This is a genomic window from Pseudomonas sp. NPDC090755, from assembly GCF_044769005.1.
In the GTDB taxonomy this organism is placed as follows: Bacteria; Pseudomonadota; Gammaproteobacteria; order Pseudomonadales; family Pseudomonadaceae; genus Aquipseudomonas.
On the sequence record NZ_JBIVXC010000004.1, the window covers coordinates 208,651 to 226,429 of the forward strand.

The following is a 17,779-nucleotide window of genomic DNA, read 5'->3' on the forward strand; positions in this document are numbered from 1 at the left end:
CATGGCTGTTCTCTTTCTTGTAAGGTCAGATCAGGATTCGGACTGCGCGCGACAGGCCTCGTAACGCAGGCGCAGCGAAGCGCCGATGTCGAAGAACGGGCTGGGTGGCAGCCAGCCGGGCTGGGCCTGGCGGAGCACGCTGCTGAGCAAGGGTGACTGGCTGCCGCTGGCCATCTCGGCCAGCAATCGCCCCCACAGGGTGCCCCGTGCCACGCCCGAGCCATTGCAGCCGGCGACCACATGAATGCCGGGCTCAATCCGGGCGAAGCGTGGCTCGCCCGAGCGCGTGGCGCTGAGGTGGCCGGTCCAGGTGAACTGCAGATGGTCTGCGGTAATCCAGGGAAAACGCCGCTGCAGGCCGCGCACATGGGTCTGCCGGCGGACATCCAGGGCGCTGGCGGTGAGGTCCCGACGGCGGTACTCCACGGTGTTGCGAATCAGCAACCTGCGGTCGTTGGTCAGACGCAGCGTCGCCCCGGCCGGCCGCGTTGACAACACGCCCCAGGGCTCGGGGCTGCCGATTTGCCGGTACTCGGCATCGGTCAATGGCCGGGTCAACGAGGCGCTGAGTTCAAGGGGGAACACGGCGCGGTCCTGCAGGCCCAGCCGTGGCATGAAGGGGCCGACACACACCAGCACCTGGGCAGCCTCAATGCTGCCATTGGCTGCGACGGCGCGGATCTTGCCGCCCTTCATGCGCGCCAGGGCAGTGATGCCGGTCTGTTCGAACACCGTGACGCTGCCTGGCAGCGTGTCGAGCAGTCCCCTGGCGTACCTGGCCGGTTGCAGCAACGCGTTGCCGCCACGGCAATGGATGGCCGCCTGGTAAAAGTCCGTTCCCAGACGGCTGGCCAGTGCCGGGCCCTGGAGCAGTTGGGCATCGGCACCGACGGCGCGCAGGGTCTGCACCCGCAGTTCGGCGTCTTCGAGCTTGTCCGGGTCATGAACGGCGAAGAAGTAACCCTCGTCGCGCCAGTCACAGTCGATGCCCAGCTCGTTGATGCGCAGGCGCACTTCCTCGTTGGCCGCCTGACCGATTGCGCTGCCCTGTCGATAGTCGGCATTGAGCGAGCGCCCCAGCAGTTCGTCACCCACCGGGTTTTCATGGGCCACGGCAAAGCCGGAATTGCGTGCCGATGCGCCTTGCGCAGCACGCTGGCGATCAACCAGCACGATGCGCGCCTGCGGGTGCATGCGCGCCAGGCTGTGAGCGGCCGACAAGCCGGTGAAGCCACCGCCGATGATCAGCCAGTCCGCCTGCTCCACCCCGCGCAAGCCTGGGTACGCAGCGGCTTCGCCCGCCTGCACGATCCAGCCACACCGATTTTCCGTCATGTCATCACCTCGTACCGCTCGGGCTTGTTGAAGGCTGGCGCCATGAACTATTAGCATGATCACTTCAGCGTGACTCGAGCGCCTGAGTACAAAATATGAGGTTTACGATGACCACTCCAACGCTATTAACGCATCCATGCATGCTGTTTTCGCATGGATAAGTTCTTTCGACCGCCTTCGCTGCAGGCCCTGCAAGCCCTGGTCGAAGTGGTGGACCGCGGCAACTTCACCGAGGCAGCGGCGGCCTTGTGCCTGACCCAGAGCGCGATCAGCCGCAAGATCCAGCTGCTGGAGAGCCACTACGGCGTCCCGCTGCTGGTGCGCAGCAGCCGCCAGGTGGCGCTGACAGCCGAGGGCAAGGAAGTGCTGGACAGCGCACGGCGCCTGCTGGAGGAGCTACGGGCGCTGGAGTCGCGGCTGGCGCCCAGGGATGCCCCGTTGCGCATCCGCATCCATGTGTCCCTGGCCGTGCGCTGGCTGATGCCACGGCTGACCGACTTCTACGCCCGGCATCCCGGCCTTGCGCTGTCCATCGAGACCGTGGCCACCGCCCAGGTCGACCCGTCCGGCGATTGTGATGCCTGCATTCTCTATTTGCCGGCCAGGCCTGCCGACCCGGCCTATCACCTGCTCTTCGAGGAAGTGCTGGTGCCGGTCTGTGCGCCCCGCGAGGTGGACGGCAAACCCGCGCCCACGTCCCTCGACCAGCTTGGGCAGTACCCGTTGATCCACGGTTCCACCGGCCATCTGGAGTGGGCGGCCTGGCTGCACGCCAACGCGCGCGCCGCCGAGGATCAGTACAAGCACATCACCTTCAACCTCGATGAACTGGCGCTGGATGCCGCCACCCGGGGCCTGGGCGTGGCCATGACCGACCTGGCGCTGGCCCGGGAGCGGATCGACCGGGGCGAGCTGATCATCCCCTTCGGCCCTGCCCTCACCACCGGCGGGGTCTATACCTTGTGGCTGCAACCCGGCAGCGCCCGGCATCCGGCCAGGCAGGCGGTGCTGGACTGGTTCAGTCGCCAGGGCAGCGACTAGGCCGGCATGACCAGGGGGCGGTCGAGCAACACCACCCGCCAGTCCAGCACTTCGGCCACCATCATCTGGCTGATCTGATGGGCCAGTAGCAGCGTCGTCGAACTCAGGGCGACACTGTCGCCCCACTGCGCCGTCTGCTCGCGCAACTCGCCAAAGCGCCGCTCCATGGCTTGGGCGCGCTTGGCGATGCGGTTGAATTCGCCCTGGTTGTTGATCGCGGCAAAGGCCGCACCGGTGGCCGGCAACAGCGCGCATAACACCGCCATCCAGTGAGTGGCATGGGGCACACTCTCACTGGCCTGCGTGCCCTGCAGCATGAGCTCCAGCGCATGCACGGCGATGATCGCCGCCGTGACAGCGAACAGCGCCAGCCCGGTGCGATGCAGGCGATGCTCGATGCGCTGGTCGCGCTCGGCGCAGTGCTTATGGAATTGCCACTGCTCCTGCACCAGCGCACGGACCTCGGCGCAGTAGCCCTGCAGGTAATCGTCGTTGATCACGGCATTGGGCACGCCGGCAGCGCGGCTGATGTTGCGCACGTACCAGTACATCCAGGTGCCCTCGGCCGTGCCGTACTGCAGCAGGTGCGCCGGGTTGGAGGCGATCGAACGCCAGCTGCCCAACGGCAGCAGCAAGCGTTGCTGGCGTAGCAGTTCGGCGACCAGGCGGTACTCCAGCCAGCGCTGGTGCCAGCGTTGGTGGTTGCCCCTTCTGACCAGCAGGCCGATGTACAGGACGATGCCCAGTTCCAGCACGGCGCAGGCCACCATCAAGAGCAGATGATCGGCCACCGTCCAGCCTGCGCCCAAGGGGATCAGCGCGAGGAATACCGCCACGACACCGAGGGCATAGCTCTGCAGGAAGGCTGAGCGGTAACGGTCGCCGTAGTAGCGCGCCAGGGCATCGGCGCGTCGGTAGTGGGGCTCGATGTTCTGCTCAAGCCAGGTGGTGATGGTCGCCGGCAAGGTATCAGTCCCCTCTTCTGCCGGCTTGGCGGAAGAATGGCTGCGAGTTTCTCCCCAGCGCCAGCCCAGCACCGCACGAAAGACCTGCCACAGACTCCAGCCACTGGTGGCGGGCGCCTCATTGATGAACTGTGCCAGTCTGTTCTGGGCCTGCGGTAACGCCAGCAGCGAATTGACTACCGCCGACAGGGCGGCAAGGTTGCCGACAGGGGGTGGCGTGTCCAGGTCTTGCGCGGTGCGTAGCAGGCACCAGTTGTCCGGCTGCTGCGACGGTATCCACACCACGGGAATCGAGGACGCCAGCGCTTCGAGAATGGTGGCGTAGGTCCCGCCCGGCCGGGTTTCGCGCTCGCCGTCCCAGACCACGAACAGCAGATCGGCCTGGTTCAGTACGGTGCGCGCCGCCGGTTGATAGCGATTGTCCTCAGTCTGCCGTTCGCCATCGAGCTCGAACAGGGTCAGGCCGCCACCTTCGCGGGCGCTTTGCAGCAGCGCGCGAAACTCGGCCAGCGAATCACGGTCGGGCAGCAAGGAGTTGGCCTGGCTGAAGTCGTCCTCGAAGCGTTTCTGGGCGAAGGGCAACACACAGGACAGCGCATACCCCAGGCGGATCGCGGCCTGGGCGAACAAGCGGTCGCCGCCCTCGGCCAGTGAGGTCACCGCGCTCAACTGCACTGGCTGGTCGGCAAAGAACTCACCATGGGCTTTCTGGAAGCCCGTGGCAGCCTGGCGGATGGCGTAGAGCAAGGTGGCGAACTGTTCCTCGATCGCATCGCCCTGCTCAAGCGGCAGGCGGTTGGGGCGGTGGCCGATGCCGCCGATGCGCAAGGCGAGGGTTACGTGGGACGTAGCATTCATTGCGCCACTCCCTGACCCGAGGTTAGTTGTCCCTGAAGATCGTAGTGGGTTTCACTGATTACTTTACTGTAGATGTCAAACTGGAAAAGTACTTTGTGGTAGCCCTGGGGCAAGTTGATAGGCTCCCCAGCGACCCCAAAATATGTAGCTTCAACCTGATTGCCGAATGCATCATAGGTTCCGAGCTCTTTGAAAAAACCATTTTTATTGAGAATGGGCTCGTTACTCAGACCGAAATAAGATTGTGCGATGATGTTTCCGATTGCATCTCGCTTACTAAGGAGCCTGTAATAATTGTTATCATAGAGAACCGGCTCCCCCTTTACACCTTGATAACGGTTTTCGACCTCATTCCCCTGCGTGTCAAAGCTACTGATTACTTTGTGCACACCTTGATGATTCAAAACCGGTTGACCGCGCACCCCGTAAAGCCCTAACGAGAGTATATTACCTCGCTCATCCAACTCCATGACCTGCTTGTGAAACTCGTTATCCCTTAGCAGAGGCCGCCCATCGCTCCCAAAAAAAGCGCGTTCTGTCACGTTTCCACGACGATCAAATTTTTGAACTATTTTATGAACACCTTGATTCGCGCCAGGCTGGCCGTCTGCAGCAAAAAAAAACTGAATACTGAGACCGCCTTTATTATCATATACATAACTTGCCCGATGATACCCATCAGGCAACATTATGGGCTCGCCATCAATACCGAAAAAATGCTGTTCTATGATATTGCTACGATCATCAAAGCGCTGGACCAGCTTGTAAAATCCAAAGCCCTGCAAGGTTGGCTTGCCATTGACGTCAAAGTATGTGCGCTCCTCCATATTTCCACGCTCATCGAATTTTTGTTCTGATGAGTGGTAACCGTTATGAGATAATGTCGGGCGAGCATCCGTTGAAAAAAAACGCTAACTTTATCAGATTACCACGCAGGTCGAATGCCTGCACCAGCTTGTGAACACCATCACGATTCAGTACGGCCTTGCCGTCAACACCATAATAGCGTTGTTCTATTGAGTTTCCACGGGCATCAAATACCTGGGTAAATTTGTGGACCCCCTCCTTTTTGAGCACAGGCAAGCCATCCGTTCCATAGTTTGACTGCTCCGTTATATGACCACCCGCGTCGACAACCTGGTGGAAGCGGTGATAGCCATCGCGATGCAGAACCGGCTCGTCTGCATTGCCAAAACATGCCAACTCCTTCAGGTTTCCCCGTTCATCGAGCACCTGCTCGACCTTGTGGCAACCGTCGCGACTGCGCGTCGGTTGGTTGTCCACGTCGAAATACGCTTGCCCTACGAATTGGCCCCGCTCGTCGTAGCTAACCTTGATTGTATGAAATCCCTAATTATTGAAAACGGGAAGACCATCAATCCCAAAACTTGAAATCTCCACTATGTGTCCTTGAGCATCTGTGGAGTAAACTTGCTTCTGAAAGCCATCCTTGTGGAACGTAGGCTGTCCATCGACACCAAAACACTGAAGTTCGATCACGTTCCCAGCGTCGTCCAACACAGTGGTCAACTTATGAATACCCTCTCGTACCAGCACCGGCCGCGATTCAGTATCAAAATACGCAACCTCCGTTATATAACCCTGTTTATCAAACTTTCGCATGACACTGGAGTAACCGTCTGAGGTCAGCACCGGCAAGTCATCCACATCAAGCGCAGCCATTACAGTGGCATTACCCCGACCGTCAAGTGTCTGAATGATTTTGTGGTAACCACTGCGATGTAGAACAGCGCGCCCTTGAGGATCAAAGTAGGCCCAACGTTCAATATTGCCATAATTATCTCGAGCAATAATCAGCGCATGATATCGGTTCTGGTGAAAAGTTGGATGCTCATTGCTATCAAAGTATCGAAGCGCAAGCTCGTCGCCCAACGCTGACCGTTCTATCACCTTCAAGCGAATTCCTAAACGGTTGGCTTGCTTCGAACCATCGATCCCCAGATTTTCCACGCGGGTAGCCAGCAAGCCATCGCCGTATGTAAACGCCTGACCAAAAATCCCCTCTCCGTTGGCCCGTGGAAATTGATTGGCATTGCGATAGCCGATACTCGCTACCCGCCCTTGCTCATCGTATTCCACACGTTGAGCAGTAATTTCCGAGCGCAGGAGCTGATCTGCTGAATTCGCAAATCCGATGGCTCCAGTCATTGCACTCAAGCCAACCATTGCGCGCTCTTTTTTACGAAATTCTACGTAATGCATTTTGCCGTGATCAGTCGTTTCCAGTTCGCTGAACGTCTTCTGAACCACCAACTGGTTATTGTGGTCAAGCAACTCGGCCTTCTCGATGGTGCCGTCTTCGCGATAGAAAATCTTCTGCATCGCAACGTTCTGTTCATTCTCGTCATCACGCAACCGCCCCACACTGTTGACCCGCAGTACACGCCGCACCTTGTACTGGCGTGACTCGACCTGATAGTGAACGTCACGACCACGACGAATCGAATCGTCAATCTCCCCCACGCCCTGCGGCACGCCCCACTGCGAACCGAGGTTGGCGTAATAGCTGACCTGCAAGCGGTTGTAATCCCAGACCCAGACCCCGGCAGCCAGCACCAGTCCGGCAGCGATACCCGCCACCAGGCGGCGCAGCCGTTGCCGGCGTCGTTCGCGGCGCACGAAGGCGTTGTAGCCCAGCCCGGTAATACCAGACATGGCCTTGAAAAAAGCACCGGCCCAGCCATCGCCCCCCTTGCGCAAGTCACCGGCAATCGGCTCGGTGCGCACATCACCCAGTTGCCCTGAGGCGTCGATCCGGTAGCGCAACGCCGGGGGAAAACATTCACGATCGACCTCGGCCGGGTCGTCGCTGGCATTGGGTTCACCGTCGAGCATCAAGGCCAGGATGCGGTCCTCGCGCCCCAGCGATTTGAAGTAGCGGATCTCTTCGTTGACCCAGCGGGATTTCGCCGCCGAAGGCGAGCACAACACGATCAAACATCGCGAAGCCTGCAAGGCATCTTCGATCGAGCTGCCCAGGTCAGCCGACATCGGCAGCTCCTCGCGGTCCCGGAAGATCGGAAACAGCGTCCTGGGTACCGGACCGTCACGGCCGGGGCGCCCCACCATGTCACGGGCTATGCGGTAGGTCTCCAGGCGCCGGTGCAGGCATTCGGCCAGCAGGCCGGATGCCGGCATGCACGGTTCAAGGCGTTACCTGATACCCCTTGCCCTGCAAGCAACTGGTATATGCAGTGGCGGCGTTCGACTCATTGGTGCGACGCTGCTCACGGCGCTCCTGGCGTTGCCTTGAACCACCGACCACAGCACCGGCGGCCGCGGTTTCCTTGGCGCGGTTCTGCCGGTAATCCTGTTTCACATCGTCATCCACACGGTCGTACAGCTCATCGTGTTGATTGCCCCGTACCTGGGCACCGACCGCACCGGCCGCCGCCCCCACCGCCGCGCCCTTGATCCGGCCGCCGGACGGCGTCGAGGTGCTGGCGGTACTGTTGGCAATGTTGTGACACTCGTTGATATCGGCCTGGACCTGCTGCGAACTCTGGCCCTTCAGCGGCGTGACGGTCTGGGCGCCTGCAAAGCCTGCGCCCAGTGACAACGCCATGCAGATAGCGGTTAGCGAGAACCTGGACATGATGACGGACTCCTTGCCCGGAACGGTCCATTGAGTGTAGTCCCGGGGACGGAACGGGTGTGGGATCATCGGCCAGCGCTCGCCTCGGAGCTTGTCAAAATCGCGCTCGCCAGCTCTTCATCGCTAGCTTGCAGACCGGGGTTTTCCTGGCGGATGCGCTGCATCAGCGATTCCAGGTAGACACCGCGAATGGCACCGCCGCTGGCGATGAACGAGGATGCATCGTCATGGGCCGGGATGATGCGTTTGTCATCCTTGAAGGTGGAATACAGCGACGCCGAAACGCCCGCCGAGGTGGCCACATCACCGGCATCGACATCGGCCAGGGCCGAGCCGAACGGCAAGCACAGAACAAGCGAAGTAGCGATCAGAATGCGGCGCATGGTGGTGCCTCCGGAATAGGGTTCCTACATCTGTTAGGATGCTCGGCGCCGCACAGGAGTTCCCCGTCGCTGCAACGGCATCGACTAGTCGTTGGGCAGCGGCATGTCCTTGTCGTCGGGATACTGCTCCGGGTAGTCGCCCTGGTCGGGTGTTTGCCGATCAGGGGCAGGCGCGCCCGATCCGGGTTGTGGCTGGGGTGGGGTCGAGGCCTGGCGCTGGCCCCTTGCGTTGTCGGACATAGGCACCTCGGTTACTTGCTAAGTGGAACAACCACACTCCAGTTAGCGCCACTTCCTGGCAAAGCACAACCGATCCATCACCCCTTCTGCGCAAATGGCCTATACCCAATAGGCCACACAGCACATGCAAGGGGCGGATATGGCCGAGTCGAAAAAAATGAGCCTGGTCGGGCTCACCACGCTGGTGACCGTCAACATGATGGGCTCCGGGATCATCATGCTGCCCACCAGCATGGCCCAGTTGGGCGCGGTGTCGTTGTTGTCCTGGGGGGCGACGGCGATCGGCTCGATGGCGATTGCCTACAGCTTCACCCAGTGCGGGGTGTTCTGTACCCGCCCCGGCGGCTTGTCGGCCTATACCGAGGAAGCCCATGCCAAGTCGGGGTTCTTCCTCTGCTCGTACCTGTATTTTCTGTCCCTGGCGATTGCCAATGTCGCGGTGGCGATTTCCGCGGTCGGCTACATGACCGCCTTCCTGCCCTGGCTGGGCAGCAGCGCCATGGCGCTGTTCATCGGCACGACCGGGTTGATCTGGCTGACCATCCTGGCCAACTTCGGCGGGCCGAATATCACCGGCCGGATCGGCGCGATCACGGTCTGGGGGGTGATCATCCCGGTGGCCGGGCTGAGCGTGATCGGCTGGTACTGGTTCAGTCGCGATGTCTTCATCCAGGCCTGGAACCCCAATGAGCTGCCCTTGTGGGAGGCCATCGGCAAGACCATCCCCCTGACCCTCTGGGCGTTCCTGGGCATGGAGTCAGCGGCCCAGGCCAGCGATGCCGTGGAGAATCCCAAGCGCAATGTGCCCCTGGCCTGCCTGTTCGGCACCCTGGGGGCGGCGGTGGTGTATGTGCTGTCGACCACGGTGATCCAGGGCATCGTGCCCAACGCCGAGCTTGCCAACGCCTCGGCACCCTTTGCCCTGGTCTACGCGAAAATGTTCAACCCGTTGATCGGCAACATCATCATGGTGCTGGCGGTGATCGCCTGCATCGGCTCGTTGCTGGGCTGGCAGTTCACCCTGGCACAGACCGCCAAGGTGACCGCCGACCAGGGGTTGTTCCCCCGGCTGTTCTCCAAGGTCAGCGCCCTGAACGCGCCGATCCTCGGCATGGTGGTGTGTGGCGTGCTGCAAACGCTGATGGCCCTGTCGACCATCTCGCCCAACGCCAGTGCCCAGTTCGGCAAGCTGGTGAGCCTGGCCGCAGTGACCAACCTGATCCCCTATGTCACCGCCCTGACCGGCCTGCTGGCGATCATGTACAAGGCCCGGGTCAGCCCGGCGGTGTACACCCGCAATACCCTGGTGCTGCTGGTGGCGGTGGGTTATTCGCTGTATGCCCTGTATGCCTGCGGCATGGAAGCGGTGCTCGGTGGCGCGCTGGTGTTGGCCTTCGGTTACCTGCTCTATGGTTTTCTGGCCAAGCGTTTCATTCTCCAGCAATCCGCTGGGCAGGGGGCGGGCTATGAAGGTTAACCTCGCCTGCCTGCTGGCCCTGCTGCCGGTTTTCGCCAACGCCGCCACCCTGGAGCGAGTGCGCGAAAGCAACACCCTGACCCTCGGCTACCTACCAGACTTTGCCCCGTTCAGCGCCCAGGACGGCGACCAGGCCAAGGGCTATGCCATCGACCTGTGCCGCAAGATCGCCGAGCAAGTGAGAACGACGGCAGCCCTGCCTGACCTGCACGTGCGTTATCAGCCCGTGACACTGGCTGACGAGCTCAGCGCGGTCAGCAGCGGCAAGGTGGATATGGTCTGCACACCGACCGTGGCCACCCTCGAGCGACGCCGCCAAGTGAGCTTTTCGGTGCCGGTATACACCGCAGGCGTCACTGCCGTGGTCCGCAGCGATGCGCCGCAGCCGCTGCTCAACGTGCTCAACGGCAAGCAGGCCCACGACGGCCCGACCTGGCGGGCAACGCTCAACCGTGGGCTGGCCAACCAGACCTTTGCCGTGGTGGCCGGCGGGGTGACCGAGCAGTGGGTGCGCCAGCAACTGCGCAGCCTTGGGGTGATTGCCACGGTGGTCACGGTGCCTGGCAACGACGCCGGGCTTGAGCAGGTGGCCCAGGGCAAGGCCGATGCGTTCTTTTCCGAGCGGATGCTGCTCAAGAACCTGCTGGTCGGGCGTGATAGCGGGCTGATGCTGGTCGAACGGGTCTACGAGTACGCCCCCGTGTCGATGGTGGTGCCCCGTGACGACGAGGACTTTCGCCTGCTGGTCGATACGGCGATCAGCCAGATGTACCGGTCGGGGGAAATCGAGCAGGCCTATGCGACGCATCTCGGCGGGACGACCAAGGCGACCAGGAAGCTGTTCAAGCTGTATGCATTGCCTTGAGGCCCCCATCGCCGGCTCTGCCGGCTCCCACAATGGCCCGGCGGGCACCACTGCTCTGTGGGAGCTGGCGAAGCCTGCGATCGACTGCACGTAGCATCTACTCGCGGCGTCTTTGCTCACGGCCCAGCCAGGCGCCGGTCAGGGCCCAGGCCAGGGCAATGCCGGCGCCGATGAACATCGCCAGCGCCGAGTGGTCTCCCAGCAGGTCCAGCCCGCGCTTGACCCAGCCACTGAGGGCATCACCACCGCGATACACCACCGTATCGGTGAAGTTCTTGGCCTTGTACTTCTGCTCCGGCAGCACCACGGTGTAGAGCATCTCGCGCCCAGGCCGCACCAGGGCATACTCGCCCACCCGACGCACCACCATCACCAGCACAAACAGCGCAAACACCGGCGCCACCGCCAACAACAGAAACCCGGCCACCATCAACAGCGGTACCGCCACCAGCAGTATCCCCACCCCCAGCTTGCGTGCCAGGTGCCCGGTGATGAACACCTGGGTGAGGATCGACAAGAACTGCACCAGGCTGTCGATCAGGCCGAACACCTGGGTCTGCTCGGTGCGGCTGGTGAAATGCGCGGCCACCAGGCGCGCCTGTTCGAAGTACAGGAAGGTGCTGACGCTGGCCAGCAACACCACGAACACGGCAATGCCCATCAGGTACGGGGTGCGCAGCACTTCGCTGGCACCGGCAAAGGGGTTGCCGCCCAAGGGCCGGGACCGGGGCATCTCGATGTCGGCCGGCAGCGGGTGGCGATCCCGGTAACCTTGCAGATACGCCGCCGCCAGGACACTCCCCAGCAAACAGGCGGTGGCCAGCACTACCAGCCCGGCATGGCCGACCACCCCGACCAGCACGGTGCCCAGCAGCGGCCCCACCAGCCCGCCCAGGCTCGCCCCGCCCGCCAGCAGGCCGAACAGGCGCTTGGCCTGTTCGCTGGACAGCAGGTCGGCGAGCACGCTCCAGGCCAGGGAGATGGTCAGCAGGTTGAACATCGACAGCCAGATGTAGAAGGCCCGGGCGCTCCACAGGTTGTCCGGCTGCCAGGCAAACAGCAGGGCAAACACCAGCAGGTTGCTGGCCAGGAAGCCGTAGGTCCAGGGCAGTATGCGCCGGCGCCGGACCTTCGAGGCCAGCCAGCCAAACAGCGGCAAGGCGATCAGGGTGACCACGAAGGTGCCGGTGAACAACCACTGCAGGTTCTCCACGCCGCCGGCCACGCCCATGGTCTCGCGCACCGGGCGCAGCATGAAATAGCCGGCGAACAGCAGGAAGAACAAGGTCAGCCCGGCCACCACCAGCGGCACTTCCCCTTCGCGAACATTGAACAGGCGCGTCGCCAGCGCGGTCATGGGGGATGCCTCAAGCGAACTGGTCGATCAACTGCTTGCGCTGGGCCTCGGTCAGCAAGATGCCATGCCCGGCCTTGAGCTGGTCGAGTTGGCGCTCCGGACGACTGGTGGCCGGGATCACCGTGGTCACTGCCGGATGACTGATGGCGAACTTGAGGAACAGCTGCGCCCAGCTACCGATCCCCGCTTCCGCCGCCCAGCCCGGCAGCGGCAGGTCCTTGACCCTGGCAAACAGCCGGCCGTCATCGAAGGCGCGGTTGATCAGCACCGCCACGCCCTTGTCCTGGGCCAGCGGCAGCACGGTACGCGCCGCAGCCGGGGAATTGACCGAATAGTGGATCTGGATGAAGTCCAGCGGTTCATTGCGCAGGATGGCCTCCATCTCTTCCAGGCCGCTGTCGATGTAATGGGTGACGCCGACATAGCGGGTCAACCCCTGGGCCTTGAGTTCGCGGGCATAGGGCAACTGGCGCTGCCAGTCGCGCAGGTTGTGGATCTGCAGCAGGTCGACCTTGTCGGTGCGCAAGCTGCGCAAGGTCCCCGCCCATTGCGCCTCGGCGGCGGCGCGGCTGTCGGCGGCGATCTTGGTGGCCAGGAAGGTCTTGGCGCGCCAGCCACCCTCCTCCAGCAACTGGCCAAGCACCGCATCGGCACCGCCATAGTTGGGCGAGGTGTCGATCACCTGGCCACCGCCGGCGAAGAACGCCTTGAGCACCTGTTTGAGCTGCGGGTACTGCGTCGAGTCGGGTTCTACCTCGAAGCTGCCGGAAGTGCCCGCGCCAATCACCGCCAGTTGCTCGCCGCTGGACGGTACCTTGCGGGTCAGCATGCCGCTGCCGGACTGGGCAAAGGCCTGGCCCGCGAGGCTCAGGCAGCCAAGACCGGCGGCAAGGGTGGCACTGGCGGCGAGAAAATCGCGACGTGTCGGCATGGCAGGGCTCCCGGACAAATGCGTAGGCCAGTAGAAAAGCTTAGCCCTGCGCCCTCTTGCCCGCCTCGGTAATCGTTACGGTATGTGTTAACCCCCCAAGGAGTACATTTGTACTCCTTGCGATAAACGGCGCATTGTCCGCCCTATCGGTCGGGTCGCGCCCTGTTCAGCACCACCCCGTGGTTGCAGGAAAAATCCGCAGCCTTGTGCACACGCCGTCTATATTGACCTTGTCCCTGCCGTAGCGTGAGCGCACCCCATGCTGGATACCGGTCAACTGATCATCTGCGAACATTGCGACAGCGTGTACCACAAGGTCACCCTCGGCAAACACCAGAAGGCCGTGTGCGTACGTTGCGGCGCCGTCCTGCAGCGTTACAACGGCCTGACCCTGCAACAGCGCCTGGCCCTGAGCATCACCGCCGGCGTGGTGTGGATCCTGGCCAACTTCTACCCGGTGATGAGCATCAGCCTGCAGGGCTTCTCCAACAGTGCCACCTTGTGGGACTCGGTGCGCGCCCTGGCCAACGGGCCGATCACCTTCATTGCCCTGGTGGCGGGGATTTCCATCATCATCGCGCCGATGTTCCAGCTGTTGATATTGATCTGGGTGCTGCTGTTCGCCCTCGCCGGCCGACGCTCGCCGGGGTTCAGCCTGTGCATGCGCTGGCTGGAGACCTTGCGGCCCTGGAGCATGCTCGAAGTCTGCCTGCTCGGCGCCCTGGTGGCGGTGTTCAAACTGGCCGGCATGCTCGATGTGCTGCCCGGCATCGGCCTGCTCGCCCTGGGCGCCTTGAGCCTGTTGATCATCCGCGTGGCCGGTCGTGACGTGCGCGAACTCTGGGATACCCTGCCATGAGCCTTCCACCGCTGGCCTCGGAGCTCAACCTGGTGCTGTGTCACGCCTGTGGCAAGGTCTGCGACGCGAGCGTTGCGATCCATCACTGCGACCGCTGCGGGGCACCGGTGCATGCACGCAAACCTGAATCGCTGACCCGCACCTGGGCCTACCTGATCGCCGCACTGGTGTTCTACGTGCCGGCCAACCTGCTGCCGGTGATGAACACCACGATGCTCGGCAGCGGTGAAGACAGCACCATCATGAGCGGTGTGATCGAGTTCTGGTCCCATGGTGCCTGGGACATCGCCCTGATCATTTTCATCGCCAGTATCGCCGTGCCGGCGACCAAGTTCGTCGCCCTCGGCCTGTTGCTGGTTTCGGTACAACGGGGCAGCAGCTGGGCGCAAAAGGAGCGATCCACGCTGTTCCGCTTCGTCGAATTGATCGGCTACTGGTCGATGCTCGATGTGCTGGTGGTGGCGCTGGTCGCCGCCCTGGTCAAGTTCCAGGCCCTGGGCGACATAGAGCCGCGCCCGGGCATCCTGTTTTTCGGCCTGGTGGTGGTCTTCACCATGCTGTCGGCCATGAGTTTCGACCCCCGAATGATCTGGGAAAGCCGTCAACCCAAGGAGCGCACGGATGAAGTCAGCAGCCACTGAAGAGCCCTCAGTGCCACGCCCGGAAACGGTCAAGACCCGACGCTTCAGCGTCTCGCTGGTGTGGATCGTACCCATCGTCGCGGTGCTGGTGGGCATTTCCCTGGTTGTACACAGCTGGCTGCAGGAAGGCCCGACCATCCATATCACCTTCAAGACCGGCGAAGGGCTGACCGCCCACAAGACCGCGGTCAAGTACCGCAACGTGGTGATCGGCGAGGTCACCACCGTGGAACTGAGCCCCGACCAGAAAAGCGTCACGGCCACGGTGAAGCTTGAGAAACAGGCCGAGAACTTCACCCGTGAGGATTCGTCGTTCTGGGTGGTCCGCCCGCGCATCGGCGCCGGCGGTATCTCCGGCATCGATACCCTGCTCTCGGGCGACTTCATCGGCGCCGACGCCGGCCAGTCCCACGCCCGCGCCAAGGTCTTCAAAGGCCTGGAAGTACCGCCGCCTATCACCTATGGCGAGCCCGGCAAGCGCTTTACCCTGCACGCCGACGACCTCGGTTCGCTCGGGGTCGGCTCTCCGGTGTACTACCGCAAGATCCCGGTGGGCCAGGTGGTGTCCTACGAGCTGTCCAAGGACGGCAAGGGCGTGGACATCGAAATCTTCGTGCACTCCCCCAACGATGCCTTCATCACCGACAACACCCGTTTCTGGAATGCCAGCGGCATCGACCTCGAGGTCGGGGCCAATGGCTTTGCCGTACGCACCGAGTCGCTGTCATCCGTGCTGGTGGGTGGCATTGCCTTCCGCGCCCCGCAGTACAACCCCGAAGACCAGGTGGCAGCTGAAGACAAGGTCTATGAACTGTTCGAAGACGAGCAGACCGCCCTCGCCCCGCCCAGCGGCCGGGCCCAGTACCTGGCCCTGCGCTTCGAAGAGTCGCTGCGTGGCCTGAAAGTCGGTGCGCCAGTGGAGTTCCTGGGCGTGGAAATCGGCAGGGTGGTCTCGGTCAACCTGGACTTCGACGCCGAAAAACGCTCCTTCCCGGTCAATGTCGGCATCGTCATTTATCCGCAACGCCTGGGCAAGGCACACACCAAGCTGCTCAAGGCCCTCAGCCACGACCCCGACGACGAACAGAATGCTGCCCTGATCCTCGGCACCTTCATCGACAATGGCCTGCGTGCCCAGGCCCGCAGCGGCAACCTGATCACCGGCCAGCTGTACATTGCCCTGGATTTCGACCCCAAGGCGCCGAAGGTGGTCTTCGATCCCAAGGCGCGGCCGATCAGCATCCCCACCGTGCCGGGCAGCCTGGAGCAGTTGCAGGAAAAACTCCAGGCCATGCTCGAACGGATCAACCGCTTGCCGATCGAGCGCATCGCCAACAACCTGGACGCCAACCTGGTGGAACTGCGCAAGGGCCTGGCACAGTTCAACAGCCGTACCCTGCCCGGTGTGCAGGGCACCCTGCAGGAAGTCAGCAAGACCTTGCAGTCGGCCAACTCGACCCTGGCCGACGACTCGCCGCAGCGTGAGCAGCTGACCCAGACCCTGGACGAGCTGGGGCGCATGTCGCGATCGCTGCGCGAGCTGGCCGACTACCTGGGCCGTAACCCTGAATCCCTGGTACGCGGCCGACCCAAGGACGCATCGCCCGAGAACCTGAAACCTTCGTCGCGCAATTGACCGCAGGAGCACCAACCATGGCGCACGCTTCCAAATTCGCATTGCTGGGCCTGGCGCTGTTGCTGGCAGCCTGTCGCAGCGATCCGATCCATTACCACACCCTGATCCCGCAACAACCCACCCCGGCCAGCGCCGTGGATGTGCAGCTGGAACGGGTCAGCGTACCGCCCCAGGTCGACCGGCCGCAGGTGGTGGTGCGCCAGGGCAACAGCGGTCTGGCGATCCTGGAAACCGAATGGTGGGGGGCGAGCCTTGCCGATGAGTTGCAGAACGCCCTGGTCACCCAGTTTGCCAGCAGCAACGCCCAGCCGAGCCTGGGCCTGCGCGTGGATGTGCAGCGTTTTGACTCGGTGCCGGGCCAGTACGCCCTGTTCGATGCCCAGTGGCGGCTGCGCCCGGCCAACGGCAAGGACACCGCCACCCTCAATTGCCGCAGCGTGATCCAGACCCCCGCCGGCGCCACCATCGACGACCTGGTGCTGGCCCATCAACAGAACCTCAAGCGCTTCACCGAACTGGTCAGCCAGGCCGCTCGTGGTGGCAGCAGTCGCTGCCCGGCCAGTCATTGACGCCCCCAGCTACCGGTGCTGGCCTGCACCTACCCACCACCGATCAATGGAACGGGAAGATGTAGTTCATCCACGCCGCCATGCGCAGGAGGATCTTGCGCATGGTCGCAATGTGGTGAAAATGCTGGCTGTAGACCGCCGCCTGGCCGTAGGCGCCCCCGGGCATCTGCAGTTTGTACTGGGCAAAATCCGGGTCGGTGATTTCGATGATCACCGGCACCCGCCCTGGTGGCGGTGAACCGGTGTAGCTGATCAGGGTACCCGAAGGCTGCACCTGACCTTCGCCGATCACTGCAATGACATCCTTCACCCGCCCCTTGAACACCCGCCCGGGAATGCCGTCGAACGCCACTTCCGCCTCGTCCCCAGGGACCAGGCGCAGCAGGCTGTTCTGACGCATCCAGGCGGCGAAATACTGGCCTTCATTGGGGACGAACACCATGGACGGTCGCAGCGGCAGTCTGCTCGCCATCATCCCCGGGCGCAGCGACACATGGGTCACGAAACCATTGCTCGGCGCACGTATGACGGTGTTGTCCAACTCGAACTGGGCGTTGTCGATCTGGGCCTGCAAGTCGTCAACCCTGGCCAGGGCCGCTTCCTGCTCGCGACGGGTGCCGAAGTTGCGCTTGATCAGTTCGTTGATCCGGTACAAATCGCCCTGCGCCGCCACGTGTTGTGCCTTGAGCGACCTGAGCTTGTATTCGAAGGGCGCAGGATCGATGCGAAACAGCACGTCGCCCTGCTTGAGCGGCGTATTGCTGCGCACCGGCACTTCGACAACCCGGCCGGTTACCACCGGAATCACCGGGGTCGAGATGAAGTAGGAACGCGCCACCTCCGAATACGGGTGGTTGTAGTTCATGGTGAAGATCAATGCACCGACGATGACCACGCCACCCAGCACGGCAGTGGGTACCGTCCATTTGTTCAGGGGAATGCGAAACAGCTTGAATATGCCCACGCAGATCGCGGCATACGTGAGAACCAGCAACAGATCCATGCT

The 17,779-nt window shown here is 62.6% G+C and carries 18 protein-coding genes; 7 read left to right on the top strand and 11 right to left on the bottom strand.

Translation table 11 applies throughout. From position 1 onward, the window contains the following. Positions 1–30: 30 nt before the first annotated feature. Positions 31–1,335 (bottom strand): NAD(P)/FAD-dependent oxidoreductase, encoded by a 1,305-nt coding sequence (locus ACIQUS_RS09285; RefSeq protein WP_403045834.1) that lies wholly within the window; start codon positions 1,333–1,335, stop codon positions 31–33. 153 nt (positions 1,336–1,488) lie between these two features. Between ACIQUS_RS09285 and ACIQUS_RS09290 the strand changes: the two genes are divergently transcribed. Beyond that, a complete protein-coding gene (locus ACIQUS_RS09290; RefSeq protein ID WP_403045836.1) occupies positions 1,489–2,376 on the top strand; it encodes a LysR substrate-binding domain-containing protein in 888 nt (295 codons plus the stop codon). Here the strand turns inward: ACIQUS_RS09290 and ACIQUS_RS09295 are convergent. From ACIQUS_RS09295 to ACIQUS_RS09325, 7 genes are all read right to left on the bottom strand, one after another. Further along, positions 2,373–4,199, bottom strand: coding sequence for a hypothetical protein (locus tag ACIQUS_RS09295; RefSeq protein ID WP_403045838.1), 1,827 nt, complete (start codon positions 4,197–4,199; stop codon positions 2,373–2,375). The two genes, ACIQUS_RS09290 and ACIQUS_RS09295, sit on opposite strands and share 4 nt — an antisense overlap. Then, positions 4,196–5,026: a hypothetical protein gene (locus ACIQUS_RS09300; protein WP_403045840.1), complete on the bottom strand. Its 831-nt coding sequence runs from the start codon at positions 5,024–5,026 to the stop codon at positions 4,196–4,198. The genes ACIQUS_RS09295 and ACIQUS_RS09300 overlap by 4 nt, the downstream gene beginning before the upstream one ends. Before the next feature lie 43 nt (positions 5,027–5,069). Continuing rightward, positions 5,070–5,483, bottom strand: a complete 414-nt coding sequence (locus tag ACIQUS_RS09305) for a hypothetical protein (RefSeq protein WP_403045843.1) — start codon at positions 5,481–5,483, stop codon at positions 5,070–5,072. Between the two features lie 66 nt (positions 5,484–5,549). Continuing rightward, positions 5,550–7,358, bottom strand: a complete 1,809-nt coding sequence (locus tag ACIQUS_RS09310; protein WP_403045845.1) for a toll/interleukin-1 receptor domain-containing protein — start codon at positions 7,356–7,358, stop codon at positions 5,550–5,552. Positions 7,359–7,365: 7 nt separating this feature from the next. After that, positions 7,366–7,815: a hypothetical protein gene (locus ACIQUS_RS09315; RefSeq protein WP_403045848.1), complete on the bottom strand. Its 450-nt coding sequence runs from the start codon at positions 7,813–7,815 to the stop codon at positions 7,366–7,368. Between the two features lie 65 nt (positions 7,816–7,880). Continuing rightward, positions 7,881–8,198, bottom strand: coding sequence for a DUF2388 domain-containing protein (locus tag ACIQUS_RS09320; protein ID WP_403045850.1), 318 nt, complete (start codon positions 8,196–8,198; stop codon positions 7,881–7,883). An 84-nt stretch (positions 8,199–8,282) separates the two neighbouring features. Continuing rightward, positions 8,283–8,438, bottom strand: coding sequence for a hypothetical protein (locus ACIQUS_RS09325; protein WP_403045853.1), 156 nt, complete (start codon positions 8,436–8,438; stop codon positions 8,283–8,285). Between the two features lie 139 nt (positions 8,439–8,577). Between ACIQUS_RS09325 and potE the strand changes: the two genes are divergently transcribed. Together potE and ACIQUS_RS09335 are read left to right on the top strand one after the other, a co-directional pair. Further along, entirely contained in the window at positions 8,578–9,915 is a 1,338-nt protein-coding gene (potE, locus tag ACIQUS_RS09330; RefSeq protein ID WP_403045856.1) for a putrescine-ornithine antiporter, read from the top strand. Continuing rightward, the gene (locus tag ACIQUS_RS09335; protein WP_403045859.1) at positions 9,905–10,780 is read left to right on the top strand and encodes an amino acid ABC transporter substrate-binding protein; all 876 of its coding nucleotides are present in this window, start codon (positions 9,905–9,907) and stop codon (positions 10,778–10,780) included. Before potE ends, ACIQUS_RS09335 begins: the two co-directional genes overlap by 11 nt. Positions 10,781–10,877: 97 nt before the next feature. Here ACIQUS_RS09335 and ACIQUS_RS09340 read toward each other — a convergent pair whose 3' ends face one another. Together ACIQUS_RS09340 and ACIQUS_RS09345 are read right to left on the bottom strand one after the other, a co-directional pair. Beyond that, complete coding sequence (locus tag ACIQUS_RS09340) at positions 10,878–12,137, bottom strand: NTP/NDP exchange transporter (protein WP_403045861.1); 1,260 nt, start codon at positions 12,135–12,137, stop codon at positions 10,878–10,880. A gap of 10 nt (positions 12,138–12,147) precedes the next feature. Then, positions 12,148–13,068: an aldo/keto reductase gene (locus ACIQUS_RS09345; RefSeq protein WP_403045864.1), complete on the bottom strand. Its 921-nt coding sequence runs from the start codon at positions 13,066–13,068 to the stop codon at positions 12,148–12,150. Between the two features lie 259 nt (positions 13,069–13,327). Between ACIQUS_RS09345 and ACIQUS_RS09350 the strand changes: the two genes are divergently transcribed. Genes ACIQUS_RS09350 through ACIQUS_RS09365 form a run of 4 tightly spaced genes read left to right on the top strand, consistent with a single transcriptional unit; the run spans position 13,328 to position 16,773 of the window. Beyond that, the gene (locus ACIQUS_RS09350; RefSeq protein WP_403045866.1) at positions 13,328–13,927 is read left to right on the top strand and encodes a paraquat-inducible protein A; all 600 of its coding nucleotides are present in this window, start codon (positions 13,328–13,330) and stop codon (positions 13,925–13,927) included. Continuing rightward, positions 13,924–14,568, top strand: a complete 645-nt coding sequence (locus tag ACIQUS_RS09355) for a paraquat-inducible protein A (protein ID WP_403045869.1) — start codon at positions 13,924–13,926, stop codon at positions 14,566–14,568. The genes ACIQUS_RS09350 and ACIQUS_RS09355 overlap by 4 nt, the downstream gene beginning before the upstream one ends. Next, the gene (locus ACIQUS_RS09360; protein ID WP_403045872.1) at positions 14,549–16,204 is read left to right on the top strand and encodes an intermembrane transport protein PqiB; all 1,656 of its coding nucleotides are present in this window, start codon (positions 14,549–14,551) and stop codon (positions 16,202–16,204) included. The genes ACIQUS_RS09355 and ACIQUS_RS09360 overlap by 20 nt, the downstream gene beginning before the upstream one ends. A 17-nt stretch (positions 16,205–16,221) precedes the next feature. Then, on the top strand, positions 16,222–16,773 hold the full coding sequence (locus tag ACIQUS_RS09365) for a membrane integrity-associated transporter subunit PqiC (RefSeq protein WP_403045875.1): 552 nt from the start codon (positions 16,222–16,224) through the stop codon (positions 16,771–16,773). Between the two features lie 43 nt (positions 16,774–16,816). On the opposite strand, the gene ACIQUS_RS09370 is transcribed toward ACIQUS_RS09365, so the two are convergent. Continuing rightward, positions 16,817–17,776 carry an HlyD family secretion protein gene (locus ACIQUS_RS09370; RefSeq protein WP_403045877.1) on the bottom strand — a complete coding sequence of 320 codons (960 nt, stop codon included), beginning with the start codon at positions 17,774–17,776 and terminating at the stop codon, positions 16,817–16,819. Positions 17,777–17,779 lie beyond the last annotated feature (3 nt).

Excerpts from the sequence above, each read along its gene's own strand:
- ACIQUS_RS09365 (WP_403045875.1), top strand. The coding sequence starts at position 16,222 with ATGGCGCACGCTTCCAAATTCGCATTGCTGGGCCTGGCGCTGTTGCTG.
- ACIQUS_RS09320 (WP_403045850.1), bottom strand. The coding sequence starts at position 8,198 with ATGCGCCGCATTCTGATCGCTACTTCGCTTGTTCTGTGCTTGCCGTTC.
- ACIQUS_RS09355 (WP_403045869.1), top strand. The coding sequence starts at position 13,924 with ATGAGCCTTCCACCGCTGGCCTCGGAGCTCAACCTGGTGCTGTGTCAC.
- ACIQUS_RS09300 (WP_403045840.1), bottom strand. The coding sequence starts at position 5,026 with ATGGAGGAGCGCACATACTTTGACGTCAATGGCAAGCCAACCTTGCAG.
- ACIQUS_RS09310 (WP_403045845.1), bottom strand. The coding sequence starts at position 7,358 with ATGCCGGCATCCGGCCTGCTGGCCGAATGCCTGCACCGGCGCCTGGAG.
- ACIQUS_RS09350 (WP_403045866.1), top strand. The coding sequence starts at position 13,328 with ATGCTGGATACCGGTCAACTGATCATCTGCGAACATTGCGACAGCGTG.
- ACIQUS_RS09285 (WP_403045834.1), bottom strand. The coding sequence starts at position 1,335 with ATGACGGAAAATCGGTGTGGCTGGATCGTGCAGGCGGGCGAAGCCGCT.
- ACIQUS_RS09335 (WP_403045859.1), top strand. The coding sequence starts at position 9,905 with ATGAAGGTTAACCTCGCCTGCCTGCTGGCCCTGCTGCCGGTTTTCGCC.
- potE (WP_403045856.1), top strand. The coding sequence starts at position 8,578 with ATGGCCGAGTCGAAAAAAATGAGCCTGGTCGGGCTCACCACGCTGGTG.
- ACIQUS_RS09325 (WP_403045853.1), bottom strand. The coding sequence starts at position 8,438 with ATGTCCGACAACGCAAGGGGCCAGCGCCAGGCCTCGACCCCACCCCAG.
- ACIQUS_RS09290 (WP_403045836.1), top strand. The coding sequence starts at position 1,489 with ATGGATAAGTTCTTTCGACCGCCTTCGCTGCAGGCCCTGCAAGCCCTG.
- ACIQUS_RS09360 (WP_403045872.1), top strand. The coding sequence starts at position 14,549 with ATGAAGTCAGCAGCCACTGAAGAGCCCTCAGTGCCACGCCCGGAAACG.
- ACIQUS_RS09315 (WP_403045848.1), bottom strand. The coding sequence starts at position 7,815 with ATGTCCAGGTTCTCGCTAACCGCTATCTGCATGGCGTTGTCACTGGGC.
- ACIQUS_RS09345 (WP_403045864.1), bottom strand. The coding sequence starts at position 13,068 with ATGCCGACACGTCGCGATTTTCTCGCCGCCAGTGCCACCCTTGCCGCC.
- ACIQUS_RS09340 (WP_403045861.1), bottom strand. The coding sequence starts at position 12,137 with ATGACCGCGCTGGCGACGCGCCTGTTCAATGTTCGCGAAGGGGAAGTG.
- ACIQUS_RS09295 (WP_403045838.1), bottom strand. The coding sequence starts at position 4,199 with ATGAATGCTACGTCCCACGTAACCCTCGCCTTGCGCATCGGCGGCATC.
- ACIQUS_RS09370 (WP_403045877.1), bottom strand. The coding sequence starts at position 17,776 with ATGGATCTGTTGCTGGTTCTCACGTATGCCGCGATCTGCGTGGGCATA.